Source organism: Streptomyces sp. PA03-5A (genome assembly GCF_033792725.1).
Classification (GTDB): Bacteria; Actinomycetota; Actinomycetes; order Streptomycetales; family Streptomycetaceae; genus Actinacidiphila.
In genome coordinates this window covers 161,813-174,892 of record NZ_JARAVL010000014.1, presented here as the reverse complement: position 1 = coordinate 174,892, position 13,080 = coordinate 161,813, and the positions used below count along the sequence as shown (strand labels likewise).

General features: G+C 70.2%; 12 protein-coding genes and 1 pseudogene. 5 read left to right on the top strand and 8 right to left on the bottom strand.

Annotation, left to right across the window (positions count from 1 at the left end):
• Nucleotides 1-324: 324 nt before the first annotated feature.
• From PV410_RS19475 to PV410_RS19455, 5 genes are all read right to left on the bottom strand, one after another.
• On the bottom strand, nt 325-1,191 hold the full coding sequence (locus PV410_RS19475; protein ID WP_500326140.1) for a hypothetical protein: 867 nt from the start codon (nt 1,189-1,191) through the stop codon (nt 325-327).
• A 315-nt stretch (nt 1,192-1,506) separates the two neighbouring features.
• Nucleotides 1,507-1,959 carry a hypothetical protein gene (locus PV410_RS19470; RefSeq protein ID WP_500326138.1) on the bottom strand — a complete coding sequence of 151 codons (453 nt, stop codon included), beginning with the start codon at nt 1,957-1,959 and terminating at the stop codon, nt 1,507-1,509.
• Between the two features lie 123 nt (nt 1,960-2,082).
• Nucleotides 2,083-3,438, bottom strand: coding sequence for a HAMP domain-containing sensor histidine kinase (locus PV410_RS19465; protein ID WP_500326136.1), 1,356 nt, complete (start codon nt 3,436-3,438; stop codon nt 2,083-2,085).
• Entirely contained in the window at nt 3,435-4,109 is a 675-nt protein-coding gene (locus PV410_RS19460; protein WP_500326134.1) for a response regulator transcription factor, read from the bottom strand. The genes PV410_RS19465 and PV410_RS19460 overlap by 4 nt, the downstream gene beginning before the upstream one ends.
• An 86-nt stretch (nt 4,110-4,195) precedes the next feature.
• Complete coding sequence (locus tag PV410_RS19455; protein WP_500326132.1) at nt 4,196-4,918, bottom strand: hypothetical protein; 723 nt, start codon at nt 4,916-4,918, stop codon at nt 4,196-4,198.
• Between the two features lie 330 nt (nt 4,919-5,248).
• Here PV410_RS19455 and PV410_RS19450 point away from each other — a divergent pair, with 330 nt between their 5' ends.
• Nucleotides 5,249-5,797: a GNAT family N-acetyltransferase gene (locus tag PV410_RS19450; RefSeq protein ID WP_500326130.1), complete on the top strand. Its 549-nt coding sequence runs from the start codon at nt 5,249-5,251 to the stop codon at nt 5,795-5,797.
• 142 nt (nt 5,798-5,939) lie between these two features.
• Here PV410_RS19450 and PV410_RS19445 read toward each other — a convergent pair.
• Together PV410_RS19445 and PV410_RS19440 are read right to left on the bottom strand one after the other, a co-directional pair.
• Nucleotides 5,940-6,077 (bottom strand): annotated as a pseudogene (locus PV410_RS19445) (bile acid:sodium symporter family protein); the annotation flags it as partial.
• A 294-nt stretch (nt 6,078-6,371) separates the two neighbouring features.
• Nucleotides 6,372-9,101, bottom strand: coding sequence for a tetratricopeptide repeat protein (locus PV410_RS19440; RefSeq protein ID WP_500326129.1), 2,730 nt, complete (start codon nt 9,099-9,101; stop codon nt 6,372-6,374).
• A gap of 692 nt (nt 9,102-9,793) precedes the next feature.
• Between PV410_RS19440 and PV410_RS19435 the strand changes: the two genes are divergently transcribed.
• The 4 genes from PV410_RS19435 to PV410_RS19420 all read left to right on the top strand — a co-directional run bounded on the left by PV410_RS19435 (nt 9,794) and on the right by PV410_RS19420 (nt 12,587).
• Nucleotides 9,794-10,066, top strand: a complete 273-nt coding sequence (locus tag PV410_RS19435; RefSeq protein ID WP_500326128.1) for a hypothetical protein — start codon at nt 9,794-9,796, stop codon at nt 10,064-10,066.
• A gap of 1,306 nt (nt 10,067-11,372) precedes the next feature.
• Nucleotides 11,373-11,645 (top strand): DUF3253 domain-containing protein, encoded by a 273-nt coding sequence (locus PV410_RS19430; RefSeq protein ID WP_500326126.1) that lies wholly within the window; start codon nt 11,373-11,375, stop codon nt 11,643-11,645.
• Nucleotides 11,646-11,679: 34 nt separating this feature from the next.
• Entirely contained in the window at nt 11,680-12,012 is a 333-nt protein-coding gene (locus tag PV410_RS19425; protein ID WP_500326124.1) for a hypothetical protein, read from the top strand.
• Between the two features lie 149 nt (nt 12,013-12,161).
• Entirely contained in the window at nt 12,162-12,587 is a 426-nt protein-coding gene (locus PV410_RS19420) for a VOC family protein (protein WP_500326123.1), read from the top strand.
• Between the two features lie 56 nt (nt 12,588-12,643).
• Here PV410_RS19420 and PV410_RS19415 read toward each other — a convergent pair whose 3' ends face one another.
• On the bottom strand, nt 12,644-13,072 hold the full coding sequence (locus tag PV410_RS19415) for a cytidine deaminase family protein (protein ID WP_500326121.1): 429 nt from the start codon (nt 13,070-13,072) through the stop codon (nt 12,644-12,646).
• Nucleotides 13,073-13,080 lie beyond the last annotated feature (8 nt).

Genomic DNA, 13,080 nt, shown 5'->3' with positions numbered 1-13,080 from the left:
GGTAGTCCCACTGGCAACCGGTCCGGGTGTGACGGAGCGCGAGACCTGGCCTGGATGGACAACTCCCATGCTCAGGACTCCCCCCAAGGGCAAGCCGGCCCGCCCGCTCGTGCCGGGCAGTGCAACCGTGTCTCGACCGTGGGTCCACTCCGGCGTGAAGAGTCAGCGCAGCACAAGAGCGCCGGGTCCCTGCTCGTCGAAGATTTCGCCCTACCGGTCGAAGACCGCTGGACCCTGGCGGGCATGCGCCGCAGCAGACTCCTTGCGGGACCGTCCGCCCGGTGGTCGGCGACTGGGTGGAAACGGCCTTTCCAGTGCTGCGTATCAGCCGCTGAGGTCGAACACGCCCCACGTGGTGAACGGCTCCGCCTGGACGTAGATCCTGCTTCCCCGGCCGACCACCCGCCGGCGGCCTGGGGCAAGGCCATTGGGCAGGGTGAGCAGGCCGACGTCCGTTGGCTCGACGGAGGTTTCGGTGAGCTCTCCGTGGGCGAGTCGGTCCCGCTCCTCGCCGTAGCCGCCGTAGAAGGCGACCCGCCCACCGTGGACGGCCACTGCATGGGCGCCCCGTACGCGGTTCGCCCACACCCTCACGGGTCGGTCGGTGCGGTTGGGCCGAATCTCGACGAGTGGGAAGTCCGTGTATGGGCATGCCCAGGCGACGGTGCCCGACACGTTCAGGGCGTAGCAGTCGAAGAGACCGGGGATGAGGGCGCCGTCTGACGTCCAGGAGGGTCGGCCCGTGGCGCTCCAGCGGCGGATTCCGGCGGGGTTCTCGTCGAAGTGCCCGACCCAGATATGGTCGGCCTCGTCGACGAGCAGGTGCTCGATGGCGTCCCCGACGGAGAAGGACGAGGTCTCGCGGCCGAGCGCGTCGAAGACCTGGACCTGGTTCGCGTCCTCGTACCGGCGGGCGCGGGACGCGGCGACGACGAACCCGCCCTCGGGCAGGCGGTCCAGGTGCGGCCAGCGGGCTCGCACGGCGCTCAGCTCGGTGACTTCGACGTTGCCGCCGGGATCGACAGAAACGACCAGCGCGTCGAAGGGAAGGACGTCGCCGCCGGGCTGCGGAGCGCGTTCGGCCAGCAGCCAGTGGGCGGCGCCGAAGACGTCGACGGTACTGGTCAGGACGTGGCGGTCATGGTGCTCTTGTGGGAGGTGGGCGTACGGAATGAGGGCAGTTTTCTGCACGGGCGGGCTCTCCTGGGTGGGGTGGGCGGTCACGGCCATCGGGTGCTGCGGTGAGCAGCGGTCGGCGGCGCGCGAGCGGTGGAGAGCGGAGCGGGGCGCCTAGACGGCATGGCCCTTTCCGGTCGTCACGAGGTGATCGTCGTCGACATACGACCTCATGACAAACTCTTTTGGCGCATCGTCCCCATGGATCGAATACCGCGAAGGACAACCTGACCGCTCCCGCCGTACTACCGAGGCCACCTCTCTCCAGAGGGTGCATCGAGCTGAGCGTTCGACCTGCCGGGCAGTGCCTACCAGGTGCTCAGCTGTGGGTCAGTGGAACCAGACGACAAGCCGTACGTTCTCGGCTCCGTGGACCTCGCTGAGGATGCGCATGACGCTCCAGACCCGGCCCCAGTCGGTGTCGTTCCCTGCGGCTGAGGCGCGCGTTCGGGTCCCTGAGGTGTCGGTCTCCTGCCAGTCCACGGTGCTCAGCTCGGCCCAGGTCAGCCACGTGGTCCCGTGCACATCGCGGGGCCCGCCGTAGCCTGCGAACCCACCTCGCAGCCCATCCGAGGCGTCATCCGGAAAGCCGCGGCCTTCCGCCAGGGGACGGAAGCCGAAGGAGTTTCGGACTCCAAAGAGGCAAGCCAGCCCGTCGTAGGCGTTGCCCCTGTTGAGGAGGAAGAGATCGATGGCGACCTCCCACACGGAGTCTTCGTCGTCGGGGCCCCACAGACGGGCCCCAGGCCGGCATTCGATCATTCCGCTGATATCGGTCGACATGGAGCGATCCTGCCTGTGCAGGTCAGGGGACGGCATCTCCATTTACCGCGCTCACGGGTGACACTCGCACTCCCGAGCCTCTGATGGGCGTCACGCCGTCGAACTGCAGGCCCACCCGGTCGATCAGGCCAGGTGCGGGAGGGACAGCCGCATGCGGAGGCCGTGGTCCAGCGGCTCGGCCGTGATGGTGCCGCCGTGGGTCTCGGCGACCTGCTTGACGATGGCGAGCCCGAGTCCGGACCCGGGGAGGGAGCGGGCGGTTGGCGAGCGGTAGAACCGGTCGAACACGAAGGGCAGGTCGTCCGCCGGGATGCCGGGGCCCTGGTCGGTGACCGTGACGGTGCCGTCGCGGGACACCTCAATCAGCACGTCGCCGCCGTCCGGGCTCCACTTGACGGCGTTGTCGACGAGGTTGCCGACGGCGCGTTCCAACGCTTCGGGGTCGGCATGCACCAGACACTCGGTCAGCTCCGTGCGCAGCGACGCCCGGGGGCTGCGCCGGGCCGTACGGGCCACGACCCGCTCGGTGAGGAGATCGAGGCGGGTGTCCTCGGTGTGGGCGTCCTGCTGCCCGTAACGGGCGAGCTCCACCAGGTCGTTGAGCAGGTCCCGGAGTTCCTGGGCCTGCGTGCGGGCCTGTTCGACCAGGGCGGGGGCCTGCGGGTCGGCCAGGCCGGGGCTCTCGCTGAGCAGTTCCAGATTGGTGGTGATGCTCGTGAGAGGAGTGCGCAGTTCGTGCGACGCGTCGGCGACGAGCCGTCGCTGGGCCCTCACCGATTCCTCCACTGCCGCCATCATCGCGGTGAAGGAGCGTGCGAGCCGGGCAATCTCGTCGCGGCCCCGCACGTCGATGCGCGCCGTCAGATCCTGCGTTGCCGTGACGTGCTCGACCGTCTCGGTGAGCCGCCGTACCGGGCGCAGTACCCGGCCGGCCAGCAGCCGGGCGCCGAAGGCGGCCAGTAGGGTCCCGCCCGCAGTGATCACGGCGAGCAGGGCGGTGAGCCGGTCCAGGGTGGAGCCGACGACCGACTGACGGATGGCGGCCCGGACCAGCGCGCCGTCCCAGTCGGTGAGCGGCGCGGTGTACACCCGGTAGCTCACCCCCTCGAACTCCGCGTCCTGGAAGTACGCCGGCGCCTTGCCCAGGGCGACCTGGACGTCGTGCTTGGTGACGGGAATGAAGCCGCCACCCGGGCCGGGGGCGACCGGTGGGACCATGAACTGCAACTGCGTGGAGCCGACGGTGACCGGTGAGGTCGGCACCGTCAGACGTGTGCCTTCCCGTTCCATCTGCTGGACCTTGAACTTGAATTCCTTCAGCAACTGCGAGGCGTCCCGGTCGGCGGCGGACACCAGCACGTCGTCACTCTGCCGGTGCAGTCCGGCGCTCAGCGAGGGATAGATGATCAGCGAGGCCAGCACCAGGGCCGCGCAGACCACGGCACCACCGGCCAGCGCGACCCGGTTGCGCAGGGTCACGGCTCCTCCCGCAGCACATAACCCAGTCCCCGCACGGTCTGCAGCAGCCGCGGCTCACCACCGGCCTCCAACTTGCCGCGCAGATAACTGATGTAGACCCACAGCGCATTGGACGAGGGGCCGAAGTCGTACCCCCACACCGCCTCGAAGATCAGCGAACGGCTCAGCACTCGTCGCGGGTTACGCAAGAACAGCTCCAGCAGGGCGTACTCGGTACGGGTGAGTTCCAGCGTCCGCCCACCGCGGCGTGCCCGGCAGGCAGCGGCATCCAGCTCCAGATCGGCGAAGCGGATCACCTCCTCCTGTGCGGCACCGCTGCGCCGCAGCAGGGCCCGGATCCGGGCCCTGAGCTCGTCCAGGGCGAACGGCTTGACCAGATAGTCGTCGGCGCCCGCGTCCAGCCCGGCCACCCGGTCCTCCACCAGGTCCCGCGCGGTCAGCATCAGGATCGGCACGCGATCGCCCCGGGCCCGGATCCGGCGGCACACCTCCAGGCCATTGGGCTCCGGCATCAGCACATCGAGGACGACGGCATCAGGCCGGCTACCGCCGAGCGCCTCCAAAGCCGCCACTCCGTCGGCCGCCTCGGCGACCTCGTGGCCGTCCCGGGCCAGAGCCCGGGCCAGCGCGAGGCGCACCGCGTCGTCATCGTCCACCACCAGCACACGCATGACCGCATCGTCCTGTCCGGTAGGTCAACAACGGATAAGGACGGCCGGCCCGGACTGCCCCGGACCGGCCGCCCGGCCTAGCCCGCTCAGCCCTTCTTGGACTGCTCACCGGCCGCCAGGTCCTGCTTGGTGCCCGACAGAGCCTCCTCGAACCGGTCGGCGCTGACTCCGAGCTTCTTCGCGATCGCCGCGAACTGCGGGCCGTGCGGGTCGAGGCCGCCCGGCCGGTCGGCCAGCGCGAACAGCTCCCCGACCGCTCGCTCCGCCGCGACGGTGCCGACCCCCAGCCGGTCAGCGACGCCCTTCGCGAAGAGCTTCACATCGGCGTCGTCGTCCGGTCCCCGGTGCTTGATGACGACCTTGCCGTCGCCCGGCTTGCCTCTGCCCGCGTGCTTGTCGTTCACGACCTGCTTGCCGAGGGCCCGCTTGGTCTCACCAAGGGCCCTCTCCAGGCGGTCAGGACTGACCCCGAGCTTCTTCGCGATCGCCGCGAACTGCGCGCCGTCCGGGTCGACGCCGCCGGATCGGTCGGACAGCGCGAACAGTTCCTTGACCGCCTCCTGCGCGGACGCCAGGCTCACCCCCAGCCGAGCGGCGACGCCCTTCGCCAGGGCCTCCGCGGTCCGTGCCCGGTCCTCCGTCGGCTTCCCCGGCTTCCCGCCCTTGTCCGGCTTGCCCTTCGCCGTCGCGGCCACGACCGCCTCGGACTTGGCCGGGCCGGGCGACGGAGCCGCAACCGCGGACGCCGTCAGGCAGGCCACCGCGGCGGCCGCACCCGCCACGGTGATCCAACGCGCCCTACTGCTCATACCTGGTCTCCTTCGAACTCCCAGGGCGGTCCGGCGGCTGCCGGCGCCCACGGCCGAGAAGACCATCAGGAACTCAAGGAAACTCTCAGGGAACCTTAGGCCGGCCTTAGAGATCACCTGCTCCCGGTGAGCCGACCCTGCGGCTCGAACGAGGTGAGCCCAAGAGCCTGGGGGACGAGCGGCAGGCCCAACGACTGCGGGGGAAATGGGGCTTCGGGTGTGCCGGCCTGGCGGCTTGTGCGCGGTCGAGCGGTGTCGCGGACGGTCAACGTGACTGCTGAAGCCGTAAAGCGGTGGACAGCCTTACGGCGCTGGGCGAGCATCTCCGCGATGACCAGTGAACCTCACTCCGCCCCCAAACGCGTCCGCTTCGTCGAGCTCAGCGCAAAGGCGCTACGGGCGCTGTCCGAGGGTGACCTCGCAGGCGGCAGCGCCGAAGCCGGGGTCGCCCTCGACGAGTACTTCGTCTCCGACCGGGCCCGCGGGATCTTCGGCTATCGCGCCGGCCAGCTTGCCGCGGACCCGTCTGCCGCGCCCTGGATCGTACGGGCCGCGGTGTCCGAGCCGGACGGGGCCGTCGTCGGCGACGCCGGGTTCCACGGGCCGCCGGACGAGGCCGGGACGGTCGAGGTCGGCTACACCGTCGTGCCCGGGTACCGCCGCCAGGGCTATGCCCGCGCCATGCTGGCAGCGCTGCTCGTCCGGGCCGCCGCCGAACCCGGTGTCAGGACCGTGCGGGCCACTGTCAGATCCGACAACCACGCCTCCCTGGCAACCATCGCGGGCTTCGGTTTCACGTGCGTCGGCGAGCGGGGGAACGAGCGCGACGGGCGCGAGCTCGTCTTCGAGGTTCCCGCTGACGCGATCCAGGCCGAGTAGCCGTACGGCCGTGGCGGGCGCCGCAAGCGTCCGGTCGGGCCGTGACCTGCCCGCAGGCCCGTCATGGACTCCGGGCCTCCGTCTCCGGCAAACGCAGGCAGAACACCGTCAAGACCACCACGTTCAGCGACGGCCAGGGCCTCTACCGCTGTCCGGCCTTGCGCATGACCTGGTTGGCGGCGGCCTTCTGCAAGAGGCCGTAGGCGAGGACCGGCAGCAGCAGATGCGGCCGGTCAGGCAGCGCCGTGGAGATCAGGACGGCGCTCGCGTTGCTGTTGTTCGCCGGCCGGTCGAGGGGCCGGCGGGCCGTACAAACTGCTCCGGCCCCTGCCCGACAAGAAGTCAGGCAGGGGACGGACGTTGGCAGCGGGGACGGGATGTGAACCACGCGACCTCTGGGGCGTGAGCCCAGCGAACTACCCACTGCTTGTGCGGCAGGCCGCCCAGCGGCGCTGTTCAGGCAGCGCTGGCAGTCGGCCGGACGATGATCTCGCTGACGTCGACCTCCCAAGGCCGGCTGATACTTAACGCGCAGCGGAGCGTCGCGTGCCCTGCACGTCCATCTCTGGCTGGTTCAGTCCTCGTCCGGCACCGCGACCGCCCCGTCCCGGCCGTGCATCCGGTCGAAGACCGGGTTGGCGGCTGACGAGTTCCGCTCCATCATGTCGGCTTCCTGAGTGCGGCCTTCGGCTCGAAGGGTGCGGATCACGTCGTGGGCGACAGCGGCCTCGTTCCACTCGTACGAACCGGACCTGTAGACCTCCAGCGCGGCGTCGAAGTCGCCATGGGCTTCCGGGTATCGGCCGAGTTCACGGTAGGCCACCCCCCGTAAGTGACGTGCCATGGCACCCGCGTAGGCATCGCCGGCTGCAGCGCAGGCGTCCACGGCGTGAGTGAGCGGCGCCTCGGCGTCCTGGGGACGTCCGGCACGCAGGTGCAGCCAGCCGACGTCCCGCTGGGTGTGCGCCACCCACATCTCATTGCCGAGCTGCTCGAACAACGCGATCGCCTCGCGGGCGGTGGCGGCGGCCTCATCGGGCTGTCCCATGCCGGCGAGGACGCGGATACGGGCGTTGTTCACCCGGCCCACCCACAGCCGCTCGCCCATCGGGCCGAAGATGCCCTCCGCCCTGCTGTAGCAGTCGCTCGCCTTCTGGCGCTCTCCGAGGAGCCGGTAGATCTTGCCGAGGGCGTACTCGGTGGCTCCCTCCCAGCGGCGGTCACCGAGGAGCCTGAAGTCGTCCCTGGCGGAATCGAGCAGCGGGGCGGCCTCCGCCGGGCGGCGCAGATAGCCCAGTGTCTCGGCCAAGGTGCGCCGCAGACGTGCCTGAGCCCTTAGGTCGCCCGCCTCTTCGGCGATGCGCAAAGCCTCCCGCTGGCTCTGCTCGGCCAGCTCCGGTTTGCCACGCCAGCGCTGGAGCTCGCCCAGCAACTCGAGGGAACCGAGGGTGTGCCAGGAGTCGCCGGCCGTGCGGAGCCGGTCCACCGCGATCGTCATGCCGTCGAGGGCGATGCGGTAGTCGTCCTTCATGGAGTGCGCCCGGGCAACGAGCATCGCGTCCCGCGCTTCTGAGACCCCGTCCGCCGAGCTCCCCGCTGCATCGTCGCCGTTCGGGCCCAGGAGCGAAAGCACCCTGTCCGGGTTGCCCTCGGCCAGGGCGGCCCTGGCGCGTGCCCTGCGGAGACCGGCCAGCACCCGCGACCGGGTTTCTCCAGGAGCATTGAAGAGCCAGTCGGCGGAGTTCGGGGCCAAAGTGATGTCGTCGAGGAAGTAGGACAGCCCCTCCCCGATCTCCGCCGCCACCGTGTTCAGCCCGAGGTTCCGCGCACGCTCGATCGCCCAGAACAGACGGTCCTGCTCTCCGGCGACCCACTCGGCGGCCGTCGTCGGAGAGTCACGGAGGTCCGTCACGCGATCGGGGTCGATCTCGGAACGCAATTCCGGGGCGCGCTGAGCCGCCCAGTGGACAACGGCGTCCCGGTAGGCCCGGACCAGGCGTTCCTCCGAAGCGTTCCGTTCCTCCGGCGGCAGTTCCTCGTACTGGCGTGCAGCGAAGACACGGATCAGGTCGTGGATGCGGTAGCTGCTTTCGGAGCCGCCGCCTTCCCCGTCCCGTGTCTCCATCATCGCGACCTCGACCAGTTCGTCGCCCGCCGTGACGCCGGCCCCGCGGGTCGCCTCGATCCGGGCGAAGTGCCAGTCCGTCAAGCGACCTGCAGGCAGGGAGGCGAGCATGGCGAAGGAGGCACGAGTGGTCGGCGTGAGGCCCTGGAAGCTGAAGATGAGGCAAGCGGTCAGGCTGCGGTTCTCGAACTTCAGGTGGTCCAGGCGGCTCCTCTCGTCCTCCAGGAGCATGCGCATGCGGGCGAGACTGGAGCCGGAACGCTGCTTCAGCTTGCAGCCGACCAGCCGCAGGGCCAGAGGGAGGTTGCCGCAGAAGCGGACGATGTCCATCGCCGCCGCCAGCTCGGCGGCGATGCGTTCCTGCCCCGCGTAGTGGGAGAGCACGGCAAGTGCGTTCTGGTCGTCCGGCAGATGCACCGCGACGGGCTCCCGCTGGGTGGTGCTGTTGAGGGAGAGCACCCGCCTGGAGGTGATCAGGACCGAGCACCCGGCGCCCGTGGGCAGCAGAGGCTCGATCTGATCCGTACCGTGCGCGTTGTCCAGGAGGACGAGCAGCCTCTGGTCGGCGGTGAGCGTCCGGAACATCGCCGCTCGCTCGTCGGCGGAGTCCGGCATGTCCTCCCGCGCCACGTGCAGGCTGCGGAGCATGTGGGCGAGGGCGTCCGCGGTGCTCCTCGGAGTCGCCCTGTCACCGTGGAGGTCGAGGTAGATCTGGCCGTCCGGGTAGGCGTCCTTCACCTCGTGCGCGGCATTGAGCGCCAGGGTCGTCTTGCCCACGCCGGGCTGACCATGGACGACGATGAGCTTCGACTGGCTCTGGAGGCCGCTTGAGGGGAGCGTGCGGTTGCCGGGTGCGGGCACGTCTCGCAGGTGGGCGAGTAATCCGTCCAGGGCAGTGGTGTCGCCCGCCAGCGTTTCCCGGGTGGGAAGTTCACGGGGAGGCAGCGCCTGGGGCGCCGACTCCGGGGCAGGCACCGGTTCCTCGGCATGCTGGGCTCTGAGTGTCCCGTACGCGCCCAGGCCGGCCGCGATCACAGCCGCGCCGCCGCAGACAGCCCACGCGGTATGGCCTTTGAACACGTCGAAGATGATGTCGCCGGTGAGGCCCAGTCCGGCGACCACACCGGTCGCGGCGGCCACCAGCAACGTGTTGCGGCGTGCAGCGACTTGTCCCGACACGCGGCCTCCCCCGAGTTTCGCCGGTGCCCGATCGTACCGGCTCTCGTGGCAGGTGCGGGTAGCCAGGTCGGGGCCGGTCACACGGGCCAATGTCGCACCCAATGGCGAGCGTCGGCTGACAGCGGGTTGAGTGAACATGGCGAGTCACGCACTGGGGGTTTTCGTCCCGGTGGGCTGTGCGGCCAGGTGCTGAGGTGACGGAGGCACGTGTGCCGCCTTTCGGTCACCGATCAGCGAGAACCGGCCGATGCCCGGGTGGATGCGGTTACACCCTTCCGATGCGAACGCGCGTTCCCGTAATCTCCCTTTCTGCATGATCAAGGGGGCAGGCCTCCCGTCACCTGAGGGCAACACCCCCGTCATGGCCCCGGCTGGGGCGGCTTCAGCGCGCATACCGGGCCGGTGACCAGAGGCCGAAGGCGGCTTCCGTGACCGAGGGGACCACATTGGACTTCGACGCTGCAGTGTTGCGCCCTGCCGGCCGTTGCATCGGCCGGGCGCTGGCGGTCGTGGCCGCGACCGCTCTCGCGGCCGGATGCGGCCCGTCGGAGGGCAAGCCGTCCGCGGCTCGCACGACGTCACCGGCCCCGCTCGTCGTGGTGACGGCTCACCCGAGCCCGTCGCGGTCCGAAGCCGAGCCGCGGGGCGGCGGAACAGGCGACGCGGGGACCGCCGCTTTCAAGGACGGGGTCATGGTGCGTGAGCCCGTGCTGAAGGAGACAGGCGACGCCTTCCGGGTCGGCGTGAGGGTTGTCAACACACGCTCCGCACCGGCCAGGATCCGTGCCGTCGTCCGGCTGACCGGACCGTGGGGATACAACGCGGTGCTCGATGTGCAGACCGACGTTCTGCAGTACGGCGAGTCCCAGGACGGCGTCTACACCGCGCACGACCCGACTGAGGGTGCGGTGATCCCCGACCGGCCGACGGTCGTCGTGGTCGAGGTCACCCGAACCCGGGTGTGACGCTCCGCGTCTCATCTCACCGCCCCGGCCGCGGGCCCGCGCGGATTCACCGAGAAGTGGGTCTGCCGACGCCGATCGCGCCGCTCCGTGGTGTCCGGCCCGCCCTGAACGTCCGGGTACCGGCTGCCGTCCCGGCTCATCCGGCCTTCCCCCTCCTGGAGGCCGGCAGTGGCAGGCTGGTGGGCATCTGCGTCCCTGCCAAGCCAGTGCGTCGGGGAAAGGGGCGCCGATGGGCAGCGCCGTGCGGTAATCCCCTTGAACGGGCGCCAGTAGACGTGCAGGCTTGCGCGGTGATTCCCGTGCTGGCCCCTGGCTTTCTGAGCTGGGACGAGGCGGACCCCACCCGTCATCCCTTCGACAGCGCGTCGGCAGCGCAGGTGGTGCCTTCGCTCGGGCCGGCCGGGCGTGTGCCCCGCCGCCCTGACGTTGCTTCGGCCAACCCGGCAGTGAGTGCCTGGAGCCGCGGCGAGGGCAAACTCTGGGCCGACGCCATGTCGCATGTCCTCGTGGAGCGCTATGGCCGCTGGGCCGTGGGCTGGCGCTGGGCGCACGACGAGGGCGACTTCGACGGCGGGCCGGTCGGGAACTGGTGCTGCCCCCGTCACTCGATCACCACTCCGGACGAGACGCTCGCCCGTGTTGTCGCGGCGCTGTGCGAGTGGCGCGGATGGCTGGAGAGCCTCGCCGGGTGGTTCGAGGCGTACCCGTTGGACCTGGCCGCCGTCGAGGACCAGCGGATCCTGTGGGAGCGCGCCGCGCGCAACCTGATCCTCCAGGTGACCGACCGCACCGGGTGCGGCAGCGGTTGGCACGGGCACTGTGAGCAAGTGCTCATCTGGTTCCTCAGCCGCTGGGGAGTCGCAACCGATGCCGCGCAGGAGCTGGTCGACCAGGCCATCGGCGGTCGGTTCAAGAGCTGGACCGGCCCTGACATGGTGCTCGTCGAGGACATCGCGGAACGGATTGCGCTGTCCCTGCGGCCGAACGACGGCGTGGACCCCGCCGGGCCCGCGCCGGACCACCTGCAGCGCTGGCTCGAGGTGCGCGAGACGGTGGCGTGGCAGAAGGCGCCGGACGGCGTCACCCCGACGGCCCGGTCGTTCCCGCCCGCGACGGCGCGGCGGAGGACATCCGCGCTTCGGCGGGCCGCCGGCAAGGTAAGCCTGCGTCTCCACCTGTCCGGGCAGGTGACCAGGTTCACCGACGTGATCAAGGAAGCCGCAGAGCTGAGCGGATCCGGTCGGCGATGCGCGTCGGGGCGACGGCCGCTGGAGCGACCGCTCGTCGTCTTTGCGACACTGATTGAGTGCCGCACAGGGAACGGCAGACGGACCAGCGCCTGGAGTGGGCCATCCTGGAGTTGCTGGACCGTCGTGCGCCGACCGCGACGATCTGCCCTTCTGACGCCGCGCGGGCGGTTTACGAAGGGGATGACGACGGCTGGCGCGCGCTCATGGAACCGGCCCGGCGAGCGGCCCGGCGGCTGGCCGCAGCCGGCGAGGTCGAGATTACCCAGGCCGGCCGTCCCGTCGAGCCGGACAAGGCCCGCGGCCCCATACGTATCCGCCGCCTCCGCTGACCTGTCCCCGGGCCTGCCCGCTGCTCGGAGCCCGGTGGTCTGCCGCTGGTACGCGACCAGCGGGCGAGGCTACGGCGACTACAACGACGACACCCACCACAGCACGACGGTGAACGCCGTGGCCCAGTACACCTTCACCGGGACGGGAGTCGCCTACCTCTCCGAACGCAACGGCGACATGGGACCGGTCGACGTCAATCTCGACGGCGCCTTCCAGGCGACGGTGGACCTGCGGGTCTCCGGCGCGCGGCAGGCGCAGCAGACCGTCTGGCAACGCAGCGGCCTGACCCGGGGTACGCACACCATCCGCATCGTCAACCGCAGCACCTCGGTGGGGATGGTGGACGCCCTGCGCATCACGCCGTAGAACGTCCGTGGACCGGGGGCGGGACGCGCCCCGGTCGGGTTCCATGGGCTGGGCCGATGCCGGGCCGAGCCCATGGAACCGCACGGAGCATCCTGACATCGCCGACGTCCCTTGGTGCGTCCGCGGGGCGCCGCCGGTACGGTGGCCCCATGTCGGCCTTCCGGACGCCTCAAGTGATTCTGTTCAGTGATGATCTCCCGCGGGCCGTTGCCTTCTACGTCCGGCTGGGATTCACCGAGACGTTCCGTGTGCCCATGGAGGGCGAGCCGATTCACGTCGATCTCAGCCTGGACGGATACAAGATCGGCATCGCCTCCGCTGCCTCCACCCGCGATGACCACGGCCTTGACCCGCTTGTCCACGGCCAGCGCGCGGCCGTCGTCCTCTGGACGGACGATACGACCGCGGCCTACGACGCTCTTGTCGCGGACGGAGCACCCGCCCTGGCGCCCCCGCATGCCTGGCTGGATCGGCTGCTGATCGCCTGGACGGCTGACCCCGACGGCAACCCCGTACAGATTGCGCAGTCCATGGCGCGACCGGCCGCAGGTCAGAAACCGGACGGGCCGTCTTGACGCAGCGCATGGTTCCAGGCCGGGTATCAGCAGGCCTGGATTGACACCGTCACAGATCAGTCCAACGGGTCAGGCCACTGATGGGCGGGCAGGAGTTCGCGCAGCCTCGCCGTCTTGTGGCGTCCCAGGACTACGTCGGCATCCAGGTTCGCCGGGTCGATCTGGCGCATGAACTCCCGGCACCGGCCGCATGGCGGGAGGACGTGCAAGACGCCCTCGTCATTCCGCCACACGGCGACCACCTTCGCGATCCGGTACTCCCGAGCGGTCACCATGGCGGCGATGGCCGAGTGCTCCGCGCAGAACCCGGTCCCCGACCCGGTGTCGATGCACACGCCTGAATACAGGTTGCCGGCATCGGTGACCAGCGTGGAACCCACGTCGCCGAACAGCCGGTCACCCACCCTGTGCGGATGGAGCACGGCCTCCGCGGCAGCGATCAGTTCATCGTTCGACACAGTGATCACTTGCTGGAAGATACCCACCCGGCCAC

What these genes read in the sequence shown, in the direction of transcription:
- PV410_RS19435 (WP_500326128.1), top strand. Translation starts at nt 9,794, where the DNA reads ATGGTGCGTGAGCCCGTGCTGAAGGAGACAGGCGACGCCTTCCGGGTC.
- PV410_RS19450 (WP_500326130.1), top strand. Translation starts at nt 5,249, where the DNA reads ATGACCAGTGAACCTCACTCCGCCCCCAAACGCGTCCGCTTCGTCGAG.
- PV410_RS19470 (WP_500326138.1), bottom strand. Translation starts at nt 1,959, where the DNA reads ATGTCGACCGATATCAGCGGAATGATCGAATGCCGGCCTGGGGCCCGT.
- PV410_RS19460 (WP_500326134.1), bottom strand. Translation starts at nt 4,109, where the DNA reads ATGCGTGTGCTGGTGGTGGACGATGACGACGCGGTGCGCCTCGCGCTG.
- PV410_RS19420 (WP_500326123.1), top strand. Translation starts at nt 12,162, where the DNA reads ATGTCGGCCTTCCGGACGCCTCAAGTGATTCTGTTCAGTGATGATCTC.
- PV410_RS19455 (WP_500326132.1), bottom strand. Translation starts at nt 4,918, where the DNA reads ATGAGCAGTAGGGCGCGTTGGATCACCGTGGCGGGTGCGGCCGCCGCG.